Source organism: Cryobacterium sp. TMT1-2-1, from assembly GCF_004403955.1.
In the GTDB taxonomy this organism is placed as follows: Bacteria; Actinomycetota; Actinomycetes; order Actinomycetales; family Microbacteriaceae; genus Cryobacterium; species Cryobacterium psychrotolerans.
Genome location: NZ_SOHC01000050.1, coordinates 1 through 14,625, shown reverse-complemented (window position 1 = coordinate 14,625; position 14,625 = coordinate 1). Strand labels below are relative to the sequence as shown.

General features: G+C 70.3%; 10 protein-coding genes and 1 pseudogene. All 11 read right to left on the bottom strand.

Annotated features, from left to right (window positions below):
• Window positions 1-63 precede the first annotated feature (63 nt).
• Window positions 64-2,124 carry a phenylacetic acid degradation bifunctional protein PaaZ gene (gene paaZ, locus E3T33_RS08985; RefSeq protein ID WP_134575167.1) on the bottom strand — a complete coding sequence of 687 codons (2,061 nt, stop codon included), beginning with the start codon at window positions 2,122-2,124 and terminating at the stop codon, window positions 64-66.
• Window positions 2,121-3,053: a 3-hydroxyacyl-CoA dehydrogenase family protein gene (locus E3T33_RS08980; RefSeq protein ID WP_092324681.1), complete on the bottom strand. Its 933-nt coding sequence runs from the start codon at window positions 3,051-3,053 to the stop codon at window positions 2,121-2,123. The genes paaZ and E3T33_RS08980 overlap by 4 nt, the downstream gene beginning before the upstream one ends.
• Window positions 3,050-3,841 (bottom strand): enoyl-CoA hydratase/isomerase family protein, encoded by a 792-nt coding sequence (locus E3T33_RS08975; protein ID WP_134575166.1) that lies wholly within the window; start codon window positions 3,839-3,841, stop codon window positions 3,050-3,052. Before E3T33_RS08975 ends, E3T33_RS08980 begins: the two co-directional genes overlap by 4 nt.
• Window positions 3,842-5,026 (bottom strand): acetyl-CoA C-acyltransferase, encoded by a 1,185-nt coding sequence (locus tag E3T33_RS08970; protein WP_092324678.1) that lies wholly within the window; start codon window positions 5,024-5,026, stop codon window positions 3,842-3,844.
• Between the two features lie 109 nt (window positions 5,027-5,135).
• Window positions 5,136-5,678: a hypothetical protein gene (locus E3T33_RS08965; RefSeq protein ID WP_092324677.1), complete on the bottom strand. Its 543-nt coding sequence runs from the start codon at window positions 5,676-5,678 to the stop codon at window positions 5,136-5,138.
• On the bottom strand, window positions 5,671-6,189 hold the full coding sequence (locus tag E3T33_RS08960) for a cobalamin biosynthesis protein (RefSeq protein ID WP_092324675.1): 519 nt from the start codon (window positions 6,187-6,189) through the stop codon (window positions 5,671-5,673). The genes E3T33_RS08965 and E3T33_RS08960 overlap by 8 nt, the downstream gene beginning before the upstream one ends.
• 12 nt (window positions 6,190-6,201) lie before the next feature.
• Window positions 6,202-7,824 (bottom strand): annotated as a pseudogene (gene treZ, locus E3T33_RS08955) (malto-oligosyltrehalose trehalohydrolase); the annotation flags it as partial.
• A gap of 283 nt (window positions 7,825-8,107) precedes the next feature.
• Window positions 8,108-10,438, bottom strand: a complete 2,331-nt coding sequence (gene treY, locus E3T33_RS08950; RefSeq protein ID WP_092324674.1) for a malto-oligosyltrehalose synthase — start codon at window positions 10,436-10,438, stop codon at window positions 8,108-8,110.
• Window positions 10,435-12,729, bottom strand: a complete 2,295-nt coding sequence (gene glgX, locus E3T33_RS08945) for a glycogen debranching protein GlgX (RefSeq protein ID WP_134575165.1) — start codon at window positions 12,727-12,729, stop codon at window positions 10,435-10,437. Before glgX ends, treY begins: the two co-directional genes overlap by 4 nt.
• 186 nt (window positions 12,730-12,915) lie before the next feature.
• Complete coding sequence (locus tag E3T33_RS08940) at window positions 12,916-13,971, bottom strand: LLM class flavin-dependent oxidoreductase (RefSeq protein ID WP_134575164.1); 1,056 nt, start codon at window positions 13,969-13,971, stop codon at window positions 12,916-12,918.
• A gap of 100 nt (window positions 13,972-14,071) precedes the next feature.
• Window positions 14,072-14,455 (bottom strand): TIGR02611 family protein, encoded by a 384-nt coding sequence (locus E3T33_RS08935; protein WP_092324669.1) that lies wholly within the window; start codon window positions 14,453-14,455, stop codon window positions 14,072-14,074.
• Window positions 14,456-14,625 lie beyond the last annotated feature (170 nt).

Below are 14,625 nucleotides of genomic sequence, written 5' to 3'. Positions count from 1 at the left end.
TATCTTCGTTGGCAAATTGAAGGTACTTTTTCCGCAACTCAACCTGAAAGTCGCCCAGTACAGCTAGACCTTGGCGACCAGGGTGAGCACGTCGTAGGTGGCGACGACCTCGTCGTTCTGGTTGTGCAGCACGGCGTCCCAGCGCACCTCGCCGTACTCCTCAGTCTCGCGCGGCGTGATCCGCTTGGCCGTGAGGGTGACGCGGATGCTGTCGCCGGCGGCCACGGGGGTCACGAAGCGCAGGCGCTCGAGGCCCGAATTCGCCAGCACCGGGCCGGGCGCGGCATCCACGAACAGCCCGGCCGCCCAGGACAGCAGCAGGTAGCCGTGCGCGACGATCCCGGGGAAGAACGGGTTCGCCGCGGCAGCCTCCTCGTCGGTGTGCGCGTAGAACTTGTCGCCGGTGGACTCGGCGAACGCGGTGATGTCGTCCAGAGTCACCGTGCGCAGCCCGCTGGCCACCTGGTCGCCGACGCGGAGCTCGGCGAGGGACTTGCGGAACGGGTGGATGCCGGTGCGCACCATGGCTCCGGTGTGCCACTCGCCGGTGATGGCGGTGAGCATGTCGGGCGAACCCTGGATGGCCGTGCGCTGCATGTGGTGCAGCACCGAGCGGATGCCGCCGAGCTCCTCGCTGCCGCCGGCCCGCCCGGGGCCGCCGTGCACGAGGTGCGGGACGGGCGAGCCGTGCCCGGTGCTGCTGCGCGCGTCGTCGCGGTCGAGCATGAGCACGCGGCCGTGGTGGGCGGCGATGCCGAGCACGAGGGCCCGGGCGACCTCCGGGTCGTGGGTCGCTACCGTCGCGACCAGGGAACCGCCGCCGAGCGCGGCGAGGGCCACGGCGTGGTCGAGGTTGTCGTATTCGATGATCGAGGCGACCGGGCCGAAGGCCTCGATCTCGTGCACGGCGGCGCTCTCGGCGTCGTCGAACGCCAGCAGCAGCGGGCCGACGAACGCGCCGGCCGGGTCGGTGCCGTCCGGGGCATCCAGCGAGCCCATCACGATGCGGCCGCCGCCGTCGACCAGGCGGGCGGCGCTGGAGAGCACCTCTCCGCGCTGGTCCAGGCTCGCGAGCGGCCCCATCGTGACGCCCTCGGTGCGCGGGTCGCCGATGCTGACCCGCTTGCCGACGCGCTCGGTGACGGCGGCGACGATGTCGTCGCGCATCCCGGCCGGCACGATGACGCGGCGGATGCTGGTGCACTTCTGGCCGGCCTTCGACGTCATTTCGGTGACGACGGATGCGACATAGGCGTCGAACTCCGGGGTGCCGGCGACGGCATCCGGGCCGAGGATCGCGGCATTGAGGGAGTCGGTCTCGCTGGTGAACCGCACTCCGCCGTGCACGATGTTCGGGTGCGATTTGAGGGCGCGGGCGGTGGAGGCCGAACCGGTGAAGCCGACGAGGTCGCGGTAGTCGAGGTGGTCGATCAGGTCGCGGGCGCTGCCGGAGACGAACTGCAGCGAGCCGGCCGGCAGGATGCCGGAGGCGAGCATGTGGCGCACGATCGCCTCGGTGAGGTAGCCGGTGGGTGTTGCGGGCTTGACGATCGAGGGCACGCCGGCGATGAAGGCCGGCGCGAACTTCTCAAGCATGCCCCAGACCGGGAAGTTGAACGCGTTGATCTGGCAGGCGACGCCCGGGATGCGGGTGTAGATGTGCTGGCCGCTGAACGACCCGTCGCGGGAGAGCGCCTCGACGTCGCCGTCGACGTAGACCTGGCTGTTGGGCATCTCGCGACGCCCCTTCGAGGAGAGCGTGAAGAGCACGCCGATGCCGCCGTCGATGTCGACCATCGAGTCGCGCTTGGTCGCGCCGGTGCTCGCGGAGAGCTCGTAGAGCTCCTCCTTGACCCCGCCGAGGTACTGCGCGAGCTGCTTGAGCAGCAGGGCGCGCTGGTGGAAGGTGAGCTTTCCGAGCGAGGCCTGGCCGACCGTGCGGCCGTGTTCGACCACGGCGCCGAGGTCGAGCCCGTCGGCGCTGACCTTCGCGACCTCGGCCCCGGTGCTCGCGTCGAGTACGGACTGGGTCTTCGCGCCCTCGGCGGGCGACCACCAGGCATCCTTCACATAGCTCGGCACGACGGTGCTGGGGGCCACGGTGGTGGGTTCGAGGAGTGTCATGATGCGTCCTTCCAGTCGAAGAAGCCGCGGCCGCTCTTGCGTCCGAGGTTTCCCTGCGCGACCATGTCGCGCAGCAGTTGTGGTGGGGCGAACCGGTCGCCGAGGGTCTTTTGCAGGTGTTCGGCGATGCCGAGCCGCACGTCGAGGCCGACGATGTCGGTGGTCTTCAGCGGGCCGACCGGATGCTTGTAGCCGAGCACCATGGCCGCATCGATGTCCTCGGGGCTGGCGACGCCCTCCTCGACCATGCGGATGGCCTCGAGGGCGATCGCGACGCCGAGGCGGGAGCTGGCGAAGCCGGGGGCGTCGCGCACCATGATCGGGGTCTTGCCGAGGGCGCTCACCCAGCCGCGGGCGAGGTCGGCGAGTTCCGGGCTGGTGCCCTCCCCCGTGACGACCTCGATCAGGGTCGACACCGGCACCGGGTTGAAGAAGTGCAGTCCGATGAAGCGTTCGGGGCGGTCGAGGGCTTCGGCGAGTTCCGTGATGGAGAGCGACGAGGTGTTCGAGGCCAGCCAGGCGGTGGGGGCCAGGTGCGCCTCGACCGTGCGGAGCGCCTGGGTCTTGAGCGCGGGGATCTCGGGCACGGCCTCGACGACGAGCCCGGAGCCGGCGAAGGCCGCGGCATCCGTGGAAACGGTGAGCCGGTTGTCGAGGTCGGCGCGGGTGGCGGACACTGTGCCGCGGCTGAGCGACTTGTCGACGGCCGACATGACCCGGTCGCGGGCGGCCCGGGCCGCGTCGTCACCCTGCTCCACGACGGTCACCCGCGCCCCGGCGAGCAGGAAGGCGTGGGCGATGCCCGCGCCCATCCGGCCGCCGCCAAGCACTCCGACCAACGCGGGCACGCCGACAGACGCCGGCACGCCGACAGAATCGGGCACACCGGCCGTGTTCGGCAGGCCGAGGGCCTCCTGGGCTGTCGTCATCGCTTCTTCCTTTCCAGGAACGCGGTCATGCGGGCGAATTTCGCCTCTGATTCGAAGAGCACGGCCTGCGCCTCGTTGTCGGCCTGCGGATGCGCGTCGGCCGGGGCGTGGAAGACCTGCTTGGCGATGCGCGTGGCGAGGGGGTCCTGCTTGGCGATGCGGTCCGCGAGGGCGTGCGCGGCGGCGAGGAGGGCGCCCGGCTCGTGCACCTCGGTGACGAGGTGCACGGCCAGCGCCTCGTCCGCGTTCAGGATCCGGCCGGCCAGGATGATCTCCTTAGCGACGGGCTCCCCGACGAGCTCCGCGAGGCGCCAGAGCGCCCCGGCGGCGGGGATGATGCCCAGTGCGGTCTCGGGGTTGCCCAGGCGCACCGTGGTGGAGGCGATCCGGAAGTCTGCGGCGTAGGCGAGTTCCGCGCCGCCGCCGAGCGCCCAGCCGTCGAGGGCCGCGATCACCGGCATCGGTAGGCGGGCGATCCGCCCGAACAGGCCGGAGTTGATGCCCTGCAGCGCGTCGGCCGCGCGTCGTTCGCGGAGCTGGGCGATGTCGGCTCCGGAGGCGAAGATTCCGCCCGCGCCGGAGATGATCAGGATGCGCGGCTCGCGTTCGAGTTCGGCGCAGACCAGGTGCAGCTCGTCGATCATGGCCTGGTCGATCGCGTTGCGGACCTCCGGGCGATTTAGTCGCACGTGCAGCCGGTCCGGGCCCCGGTCGACGAGCAGGGTGGAGAACTCCCCGGGCACGGCATCCGCGGGCACGGCATCCGCGGGCACGGCATCCCCGGCCATCTAGACGAGCTCCACGAGCAGGGACGCACCCTGGCCGACACCGACGCACATGGTGGCGATCCCGCGCCGGGCGCCTTCGCGCTCCATCCGGCCGAGAAGCGTGATCAGGATGCGGCTGCCGGACGAGCCGAGCGGATGCCCGAGCGCGATGGCCCCGCCGTGCCGGTTGACGATCTCCGGGTCGAGGCCGAGCCGGCGGATCGTGGCCAGGGACTGGGTGGCGAAGGCCTCGTTGAGTTCGACGGCGTCGATGTCGCCGATGGTCAGCCCCTGGCGGCCGAGCAGCTTCTCGGTGGCCGGGACCGGGCCGAGGCCCATGATCTCCGGTGCCAGGCCGGCGCTCGCTCCGCCCACGACGCGGGCGCGGGGGGTGAGCCCGAGCCGGGCGATGGCCGACTCGCTGGCGACGATGATGGCGGAGGCGCCGTCATTGAGGGAGCTGGCGTTGCCCGCGGTGACGACGCCGCCGGGGCGCACGACCGAGCGGAGCCCGGCCAGCTTCTCCAGGGTGGTCTCGGGCCGGGGGCCTTCGTCGTCCAGGACGAGGCCGGCCTTGGTCGGCACGCCCACGATTTCCGGCGCGAAGGTGCCTTCGGTGCGGGCGGCCACGGCCAGCCGGTGGGAGCGCAGGGCGAAGGCGTCGGCATCCTCGCGTGTGATCCCGTCGCGGGTGGCGACCTCTTCGGCGGTCTCCGACATGGAGAAGGTGGCCTTGTCCCTGGCGGTGAGGCGCGGATTGGTGAAGCGCCAGCCGATCGAGGTGTCGACGATCTCGCCGGGCTTGGCGAAGGCCTTCTCCGGCTTGGCCAGCACCCAGGGCGCGCGCGTCATCGACTCGACGCCGCCGGCGATCACCAGGTCGGCTTCCCCGGCCTTGATCATGTTGGCGGCCATGTGCACCGCGGACAGGCCCGAGGCGCAGAGCCGGTTGACCGTGATGCCGGGCACGCTGTCGGGCAGTCCGGCCAGCAGGATCGCCATCCGGGCGACGTTGCGGTTGTCTTCGCCGGCCTGGTTGGCCCCGCCGAGGATGACCTCGTCGATCAGGGCCGGATCGATGCCGGAGCGGGAGACGACGGATGCGAGCACGAGCGCCGCGAGATCGTCCGGCCGCACCCCCGCAAGCGCTCCGCCGTATCGGCCGATGGGAGTGCGGACACCATCGACGAGGAATGCTTCGGACATGGCTCCATCACCTTCGACCTACGAATTACTAACTGACCGTTCGTTCCGTAAAGAATGTCACAGGAATGGCCGGGCGGTCAAACCGCGTCGGCTCGCCCGTGGCGGCCGGCTAGAAGAAGTCGTCGGGAGTGCCGGCGGCCTTCGTGACCTCGTCGGTGTTGACCCGCGCCGCGTTGAGCTTGGCCATTGCGACGCGGAGACCGGACTCCATCTGCGCGGCCCAGACCTCGGTTTCCCGGCTCGCCGTGACGGCGGCATCCGCCCGCTCCAGGGCCCGTTCCTTCTCGGCCCGTTCGTTCTTCACCTGCTGGATGCTGAGTGTGACGCCGTAGTACGCGGCGACCATCGACGCGATCGGGGTGGCGAACACGGCCAGCGCGTTGATGGACTCGTTCGTGACGCCCACGACCATCAGCACGATGAACGCGATCGCCAGCGCGCCCATGGCCGCGAGGATGACGAGCGTCGTGCGCTGCGGAACCGCCGGGCGGGCGGTGGCAGAAGGGGCGGGGACGGGACGGGACGGCGCGGGCTCCGCGGTCGTGGCCGTCGGGTCGTCCGAGCGCCGGCCCTCCGCCACGGCGTGCGACAGCACTTCGGTCTCGGCGATCGGCAGCGTTCGGGTTGGCGTGGCTGGGGGCAGGTTAGTCATGTCTCACTCCGTCGTCCTGATGGTTGTGCGGCGTTGCCTGGGGCGGCTCGCCGGGGAACACGCGTTTATAGCTTCGCCCGTCGGGTAATTCGACCGTTCGGCTGGCGAGCCTGCCGCGGCTCACCTGAAGGTACACCGCCTGCGGGGTGATCCCGAGTTGCGCCGCCGCCTCGGCGACGGAGAGCCCGGGGAGGTCTGTCGGCACGCTGCTCGGGCGCGCCGCGCGCTTCCGTCCGGCATCCTGCCTGGCCGCGATTTCCTCGTCGCTGCCCTGCCAGCGCCACTTGGCGGCGGCGGGCTTCAACCCGGCGGCATCGGCGACCTGCTCCCAGCTTGCGCCCTGCTCGCGGGCCGCGCGCACGCCGGCCAGGCTGGCAGGGTCGGTGTCGAGGGCGACGAGCAGCGCGCGGATGGCGCGCAGCCGCTCGAGCGGCGCGGAACCGGTGTCGCCGTCGAGTTCGGCGAGGCGTACGAGCGCGGCGCTCGTTGTCGGTGCGAGAAAGATGCCCATGGTGGTCCTACGCTAGCGCGCGGCATCGAGCACGACGACGGCGTGCGGCGCGAGCAACAGGGAGCCCGGCTCGCGGCCGCGCACGGCATCCCCGGACGCAGCGAAGGACAACAGCACCGCGCCGGCCCCCGAGGGCACGGCGCGCGGTTCCACGCCGAAGTTGATCAGAACCTCGGTCTCGCCGCGGCGGAGGCGCAGCCAGTGCTCGGCCTCGTCGAACCGTACCTGTACCCGGTCGAACCTGGGGTCGGTGAAGTCCGGATGCCCGCGCCGAAGCGCACCGAGGGCCCGGTAGAACGCCAGCACGCGCTGGTGGCCCGGCTCGGCGAGCTCGTCCCAGTCGAGTCTGGAGCGTTCGAAGGTGGCGGGATCCTGCGGGTCGGGCACGACGTTCGGGTCCCAGCCCATCCGGGCGAACTCACCGATGCGGCCCTTCGCGGTGGCCTCGCCCAGCTCGGGTTCGGGGTGCGAGGTGAAGAACTGCCAGGGCGTCCGGGCCCCCCATTCCTCGCCCATGAACAGCATCGGGGTGAACGGTCCGAGCAGGGTCAGCGCCGCGGCGATCGCCAGCTGGCCGGCGTCGAGCCGGGCGGTCAGCCGGTCTCCGGTTGCGCGGTTGCCGATCTGGTCGTGGTTCTGCGAGCCGACGACGAGACGCCAGGCGGGCATCCGCTCGGTGTCGATGCGGCGGCCGTGCACGCGGCCGCGGAAGCTGGAGTACGTGCCGTCGTGGAAGAAGCCGCGAGTGAGTACCTTCGCCAGGGCCCCGAGCGGTTCGAAATCGGCGTAGTAGCCGACCGTCTCGCCGGTGAGCGCGACGTGCACGGCGTGGTGGAAATCGTCGCTCCACTGGGCGTCGAGGCCGTAGCCGCCCGCCTCCCGCGGCGTGATCAGCTGTGGGTCGTTGAGGTCGGATTCCGCGATCAGGGTGAGCGGACGCCCCGCCGAGGCGCTGAGGGCGGCGACCTCGGCGGCCAGCTCCTCGAGCAGGTGGGTCGCGCGTTCGTCGTGGAGGGCGTGCACGGCATCGAGCCGGAGGCCGTCGACGTGGTAGTCGCGCATCCACATGAGTGCATTTTCGATGATGTAGGCGCGCACCGGGTCGGAGTCGGGTCCGTCGAGGTTGACCGACGATCCCCAGGTGGTGCCGCCGGCCTCGCCGAGATACGGCCCGAAGACGGGCAGGTAGTTGCCGCTCGGCCCGAGGTGGTTGTAGACGACGTCCTGGATGACGCCGATGCCGGCGGCGTGGCAGGCGTCGACGAAGCGCTGGTAGGCCGCGGGCCCGCCGTAGCCTTCGTGCACGGCGTACCAGAGCACACCGTCGTAGCCCCAGTTGTGCGTGCCGTTGAAGGCGTTGACGGGGAGCAGCTCGACGAAGTCGACGCCGATCGACTTCAGGTGGTCGAGCCGGGCGGCCGCGGCATCCAGCGTCCCCTCGGGAGTGAACGTGCCGAGGTGCAGTTCGTAGATCGTGCTGCCGGCCAGTTGGCGGCCGGTCCAGGCCGCGTCCTGCCAGGAATGGGTCCCGGCGTCGAAGGTGCGGGACAGCTCATGCACGCCGTGCGGCTGCCGTCGGGAACGCGGGTCCGGATACGGCCCCTCCCCGTCCACCCGGAACCCGTAGTCCATCCCGACGCCCGCCCCGTCTGTCCCGTCTGTCCCGTCTGTCCCGTCTGTCCCGTCTGTCCCGTCGCCGCCCTCAACCGTCCCTCGCCACCATCCCCCTTCCCCCCGTTCCATCCCGCGAAACTGCAGTTGTGCGCGTTCTGGGGGCGTTTTAGCGCGCACAACCGCGGTTTCGCGGGAATCGGGGATGGGGTCGGGGATGGGGTCGGGGAAGGGGATGGGGAGGGGGAAGGCGAGGTCGACGGTTGTGGCGGCGGGCGCCCAGACCTCGAAGGTCACGTTCTGCGGCTTAGCGATCATGAGTGGAATTCCCCTCGTCATGGTGCGGCGCGGGCACGAGCAGCGCCACCGGGTAGCGGCCGAGCAGGTCGGCGACGCGCAGCAGCCCGCCGTCGAACCGTTCGCCCGTGAGCACGTCGACGACCCGACGGCCCGCGAGCACGACGGCCGTGTCGCGCCAGCCGCCGGATGCCGCCAGGCCGATCGGCAGGCGGGTCGCCACGGTGATCGCCCCGCCGCGGTCGAACGCGACCACGTGATCTGCAGCTGCGCCGAGCACGTCGACGGGGGCGTAACGCACGAAGCGCTCGGCCTCGTCTCGCCGGAGGCGCAGGGCCCGTGCCGTGACCAGCAGCTTGGCGGCGCCGGATTCGTCGACCGGCGGCAGCCAGCCGCCGTCGATCCGGGCGAGCAGCTCGCGCCGCAGCCCGTAGTCGACCGGTCGGCGGTTGTCGGGGTCGACGAGCGACGTCTCCCACAGTTCGCTGCCCTGGTAGACGTCGGGAACGCCCGGCGCGGTCAGCTGCAGCAGCTTGGCCGCGAGCGAGTTGCTCCAGCCTGCCTGTCGCACGCGGTCGACGAACTCCTGAACCAGCCCGCGAACCGCCGGGTCGTCGACGGCGGCGGTGACGAGGGCCTGCATGGCGGCCTCGAATTCGGCGTTCGGTTCGGTCCAGGTGGTCGAGGTCCTGGCCTCCCTGGCCGCCTTGAGCGCGTAGGCGGCGAGCCTGTCCTTCGAGGCCGGCCACGAACCGACGATCGCCTGCCAGAGCAGGTTCTCGAACGGCGCGTCGCCGAGCGGGGCAGCCGCCCGCAACTCGGCCAGGGTCGCTTCCCACTCGGCGGGGACCTCGGCGAGCACGGAAATGCGGGCGCGCACGTCCTCGCCGCGTTTCGTGTCGTGGGTCGACAGGGTCGTCATCGAGGTGGGGAATGCCGCCTGCCGCGCCTGCTGGCGCTCGTGGAATGTGGGCACGGCGACGGCGAACTCCTCCGGGTCGGCGCCCACCTCGTTGAGCGAGGTCAGGCGGCTGTAGCGGTAGTACGCGGTGTCCTCGACGCCCTTGGCCATCACCATGCCGGAGGTCTGCTGGAACCGCACGGCGGCCGGATGCGCCGGGTCGGCCAGCAGGGGCAGCAGCCGGTCGATCAGCGGGGCCAGCCCGGGACGGCGAACGCCCGCGAGCCGGGCGGCCGTCCGAAGGTCGGCGGCGCCGACCGGGAGGTACGACCGGTACACCGGGAACCAGGCCAGCAGCTCGGCGATCGCGTCGTCGGTGCCGGCCTCGGCGGGCAGGAGCCGGGCCAGGCGCAGCACCTCCGAGCGGAGGATCCCGTCGGCGATGGCGCGCTTGCGCCGGTAGACCAGCTCCGGCCAGGACAGTTCCGGCCGGCCGGCGTGCTGCCGGAGGCGTGTCTCCAGGGCGTCGAGCGGTGCCTGGCCGGCCGGGTCGACGAGCACGCGGTCGAAGTCGGCGAGGGCGTCGTAGCCCGTGGTTCCGGCGGTCGGCCAACTCGTCGGAAGTTGTTCGCGCCCCTCGAGGATCTTCTCGACCAGCACGTAGGCGCCGTCTGTGGCTTCGGCGAGCTGGTCGAGGTACCCGCCCGGATCGGCGAGGCCGTCGGGGTGGTCGACCCGGAGGCCGTGCACGAGGCCTTCCCGGAGCCAGCGGATGATCTCCGCGTGCGATTCCGCGAACACCCAGGGCACCTCGACCCGGATGCCGGCGAGGCTGTTCACCCCGAAGAAGCGCCGGTAGTTGAGTTCGGCGTCGGCCCGGCGCCAGCCCACGAGCTCGTAGTGCTGCCGGGCGTGCACGGCCTGGGCATCCGCCCCGTCATCGGCCGTGCCGGGAGCCAGCGGGAACCGGTGGTCGTAGTAGCGCAGTTCACCGTCGACGACCGTCAGTCGGCTGACGTCCTCGTCGTCGCCGAGCACGGGCAGCCGGATCCTGCCGGCCCCGAAGGACCAGTCGACGTCGAAGGCCTCGGCGTAGCGCGAGGCCTGGCCGTGCTGCAGCAGGTCCCACCACCAGGCGTTCAGCGCGGGTGTCTGCACGCCCATGTGGTTCGGGACGATGTCGACGAGGATGCCGTGCCCGGCCGCCGCCCCGGCCGCGGCGAGCCGGGCGAGTGCTGCGGCGCCGCCGCGTGCCGGATCGACCTGGGAGTGGTCGACGACGTCGTAGCCGTGGTCGGAGCCGTCCTCCGCTTTGAGCAGCGGTGACAGGTAGAGCCAGTCGGCGCCGAGGTCGCCGAGGTAGTCGAGCACGCCGGTGGCCGCATCGAGGTCGAAGCCGGCCGTGACCTGGAGCCGGTAGGTGGTGACCGGAGCCTTCACTCCGATTCCCTGGGCGTGGCGGCCTTGCGCCTCCCCGACGCGGGTTTCCTGGCCTGCGGGGCCGCCTCTGGCGACGGTTCGCCGGGCGGCGTGAACGCCGCCCCCGCGCTGAACGACGGCAGCGACGGCGACGCCGACTGCGCCGCCAGGGAGGCGGCGACCGAGTGGTCCGGAGCGACTTCCGGCGGCTGGTACGCGCGCAGCACGTGCAGCGATCGTGACGGCAGCGTCAGGGTCTCCCCGGCCGGCCGGGGCAAGGAGTCGGCTCCGGCGCCCGCCGTGTCGACCACGATCTCCCAGGCCCTGGCGTACTCCGCGCTGGGCAGGGTGAAGTGCACGTCTTCCGGATCCGCGTTGAAGAGCAGCAGGAAGTTCACGTCGATCACCGGCTCGCCGCGCACGTCGCGTTCCCGGATGCCGTCGCCATTGAGGAACATCCCGACCGTGCGGGCACGGTTCTCGTCCCAGTCCTGCTGCTGCATCTCCGCGCCGTCGCTGTTCAACCAGACGATGTCGGCCAGTGGGGCTCCGTCGACCCGTTTCCCGGGGTGGCCGTCGAAGAACCGGCTGCGCCGGAACGTCGGATGCTCCTTCCGCAGCCTCGACACGGCCGCGGTGAACTCTACCAGCGGCTGGTCCGCCTCGTCCCAGTGGATCCAGCTCAGCTCGTTGTCCTGCGCGTAGGTGTTGTTGTTGCCCTGCTGGGTGCGACCCAGCTCGTCGCCGTGCAGGATCATCGGCACGCCCTGCGACAGCAGCATCGTCGCGAGGAAGTTACGGTGCTGGCGGGCGCGCAGGGCGCGGATCTCCGGGTCATCCGTCGGCCCCTCGACACCGGAGTTCCAGGAGCGGTTGTGCGATTCGCCGTCCTGGTTGTTCTCGCCGTTGGCGTCGTTGTGCTTCTCGTTGTACGACACGAGGTCGTTCATCGTGAACCCGTCGTGGGCGGTGACGAAGTTGATCGAGGCCACCGGGCGCCGGCCGGAGTGCTCGTAGAGATCGGCCGATCCGGTGATCCGGGAGGCGAACTCCCCCAGCGTCGACGGCTCGCCGCGCCAGAAGTCGCGCACGGTGTCGCGGTACTTGCCGTTCCACTCGGTCCACTGGGCCGGGAAGTTGCCCACCTGGTAGCCGCCGGGGCCGACGTCCCACGGCTCCGCGATGAGCTTCACCTGGGAGACGATCGGGTCCTGCTGCACCATTTCAAAGAAGGTGGAGAGCTTGTCGACGTCGTACAGGTCCCGGGCCAGGGCGGAGGCCAGGTCGAACCGGAATCCGTCGACGTGCATCTCGATCGCCCAGTAGCGCAGCGAATCCATCATCAGCTGCAGCGAGTGCGGGTGCCGCACGTTCAGCGTGTTGCCGGTGCCCGTGTAGTCCATGTAGTGGCGCAAGTCACCGTCCATCAGGCGGTAATACGCCTCGTTGTCGATGCCCTTGAACGAGATCGTCGGGCCGAGGTGGTTGCCCTCCGCGGTGTGGTTGTAGACGACGTCGAGGATGACCTCGATACCGGCCGCGTGCAGCGCACGCACCATTCCCTTGAACTCCTGCACCTGCTGGCCTCGGTCGCCGCTGGCCGAGTAGGCGTTGTGCGGCGAGAGGAAGCCGATCGTGTTGTAGCCCCAGTAGTTGTTCAGGCCCTGTTCGACGAGGGTGCCGTCGTTGACGAACTGGTGCACCGGCATCAGCTCGATCGCCGTGACGCCGAGCTTCTGCAGGTGGTCGATGACCGACGGATGCGCGACGCCGGCGTAGGTTCCGCGCTGGTCCTCCGGCACGGCATCCTGCAGCTGGGTGAGGCCCTTTACGTGGGCCTCGTAGATGAGGGTCTCGCTGTAGGGGGTGTGCAGGGGCTGTTCGCCCTGCCAGTCGAAGTAGGGGTTGACCACGACGCCCATCATCATGTGCGGGGCGGAGTCCTGGTCGTTGCGGGAATCCGGGTCGCCGAAGTTGTAGGAGAAGAGCGCGGGATCCCAGTCGATCGCGCCGCTGGTCGCCTTGGCGTAGGGGTCGAGCAGGAGCTTGTTGGGGTTGGAGCGCTTGCCTTCGCCCGGGTTGTACTCGCCGTGCACGCGGTAGCCGTAGCGCTGGCCCGGCTGCGTGTGCGGCAGGTAGCAGTGCCAGATGAACGCACTTGACTCGATGACCTCGACACGGGTCTCGACACCGTCGTCGTCGAAGAGGCACAACTCGACGCGCTCGGCTGCTTCGCTGTACAACGCGAAGTTGGTGCCGCTGCCGTCGTAGGTTGCGCCGAGGGGGTAGGCGCTTCCGGGCCAGGTTTCCAAGGGACTCCTCCAGGGATCGGAGATCGGGTGGTCGGGTGAGAGACCAGCTGCGCCGGCGGGCTCACCAACGACGTTACCGCCTCGGGTCGCCATCCTCCCCGGCCGGGTTCCCGCCGGGCCTGTGATTCGGGTTGAGTTGCGGAAAAAGTACCTTCAATTCCACGACGAAGGTACTTTCTCCGCGACTCAGTCGGGGGTGGGCGCGTTCGCTGCCAGGCGAGCGCGTACCAGGGGCGCGACCTCGCTGCCGTAGAGCTCGATGCTGGTCATCAGCTTCTCGTGCGGCAGGGTGCCCAGGCTGTACTTGAGGTCGAACCGGGACAGCCCGAGGCCCTCCGCGACCTTCGCGATCTTGGTGGCGACGGTCTGCGGAGAGCCGACGAAGAGTGCGCCGTCGGAGCCGGCGTCATGCTCGAACCGGTCGCGGGACATGGGCCCCCAGCCGCGTTCGCGGCCGATGCGCTCCTGCATGGCGGCGAAGTGCGGCCACATCTCGTCTCGGGCCTGCTCATCCGTCGCGGCGATGTAGCCCGGCGAGTGCTGGCCGATCGGCAACGTCGTTCGGTCGAATTTGGCCAGCGCCCGGTGGTAGAGGTCCACGAGAGGCGCGAAAGACAGGGGCTCGCCGCCGATGATGGCCAGCATCAGGGGCAGGCCGTAGTGAGCGGCACGGATGACCGACTGCGGGCTTCCGCCCACGCCGATCCAGGTGCGGAGCGCCCCCGACTCGGTCGGCGGGAAGACCCGCTGCCGGTCGAGACCGGCCCGGGTCTCGCCCTGCCAGGTCACCGGTTTCTCGGTGAGGAGCTCGGTGAAGAGGTTGAGCTTTTCCTCGAACAGCAGTTCGTACTGGTCGAGTTCGTAGCCGAAGAGCGGGAACGACTCGGTGAACGACCCACGCCCGAGGATGACCTCCGCGCGGCCGTTCGAGACCGCGTCGAGGGTGGCGAACCGCTGGAAGACCCGCACGGGATCGTCGGAGCTGAGCACGGTCACAGCGGAGCCGAGGCGGATGCGTTCGGTCTGTCCCGCGATCGCGGCGAGCACGACCTCCGGGGCCGAGACGGAGAAGTCCTCCCGGTGGTGCTCCCCGATCCCGAAGAAGTCCAGTCCGACCTGGTCGGCCAGCACGGCCTCGGCGACGACGTTGCGCAGCACCTGCCACTGGGGCAGCGGCCGTCCGTCGGCATCCCAGGTGACGTCACCGAAGGTGTCCAGACCCAGTTCAAGCTCGTGTGTCATGCGGCAGGCGCCCTTCCGAGGTTGCGGTGCATGCATATGCATCCATCTACTGAACCGCGCGCGCCCGCGCACTATTCCGCGGTGTCACTCCTGCGCGGTGTCACTCCCCGCGCGTCTGGGTCGCGCTTCGGGTCCCCCGGTCGCGCCACCGCTGCCAGAGCCGGGTGAGGATCCGCCTCACGTAGGCGCCGAAACGGGCCGCCGCGGGAAACTCGGTGCCGAGCGTTGCGAGCCCGAGGAAGACGATCAGCCAGCCGGGTCCGGGCAGAGGCACCAGGATCAGGCCGACGATGACGATGAGCGTGCCGAGCACCGCGATGCCGAGGCGATATGCCCAGCGCAGCCGAGGGTAGCGTTCGACCCATTCCCGGGAGCGGCGCAGGAAGCGCCGGATCGGCTGCCTCGGGCTGATGCCGATCTCGATATCGCGTGGCAGACCATCGTTGCGTGCGAGGTCGTCATCGCCGGGGGGTTGTCTGGACACAACGGCCAGCGTAAACCGCAAGTCTGGGAGAGGGCTAGTGAACCGTCAGGCTCCGGACGAATCCGAGGCCGCTTCGAATGTCGGTGGTCGGGTATTGACTGTTCTCATGGACCTCATCACTGAGTACCTGACTTACCCGGACAATGAGTTCGGGGATGGCAAGCCCGGGG

What these genes read in the sequence shown, in the direction of transcription:
- E3T33_RS08975 (WP_134575166.1), bottom strand. Translation starts at nt 3,841, where the DNA reads ATGGCCGGGGATGCCGTGCCCGCGGATGCCGTGCCCGCGGATGCCGTG.
- E3T33_RS08960 (WP_092324675.1), bottom strand. Translation starts at nt 6,189, where the DNA reads ATGGGCATCTTTCTCGCACCGACAACGAGCGCCGCGCTCGTACGCCTC.
- paaZ (WP_134575167.1), bottom strand. Translation starts at nt 2,124, where the DNA reads ATGACACTCCTCGAACCCACCACCGTGGCCCCCAGCACCGTCGTGCCG.
- E3T33_RS08940 (WP_134575164.1), bottom strand. Translation starts at nt 13,971, where the DNA reads ATGACACACGAGCTTGAACTGGGTCTGGACACCTTCGGTGACGTCACC.
- E3T33_RS08970 (WP_092324678.1), bottom strand. Translation starts at nt 5,026, where the DNA reads ATGTCCGAAGCATTCCTCGTCGATGGTGTCCGCACTCCCATCGGCCGA.
- E3T33_RS08980 (WP_092324681.1), bottom strand. Translation starts at nt 3,053, where the DNA reads ATGACGACAGCCCAGGAGGCCCTCGGCCTGCCGAACACGGCCGGTGTG.
- E3T33_RS08965 (WP_092324677.1), bottom strand. Translation starts at nt 5,678, where the DNA reads ATGACTAACCTGCCCCCAGCCACGCCAACCCGAACGCTGCCGATCGCC.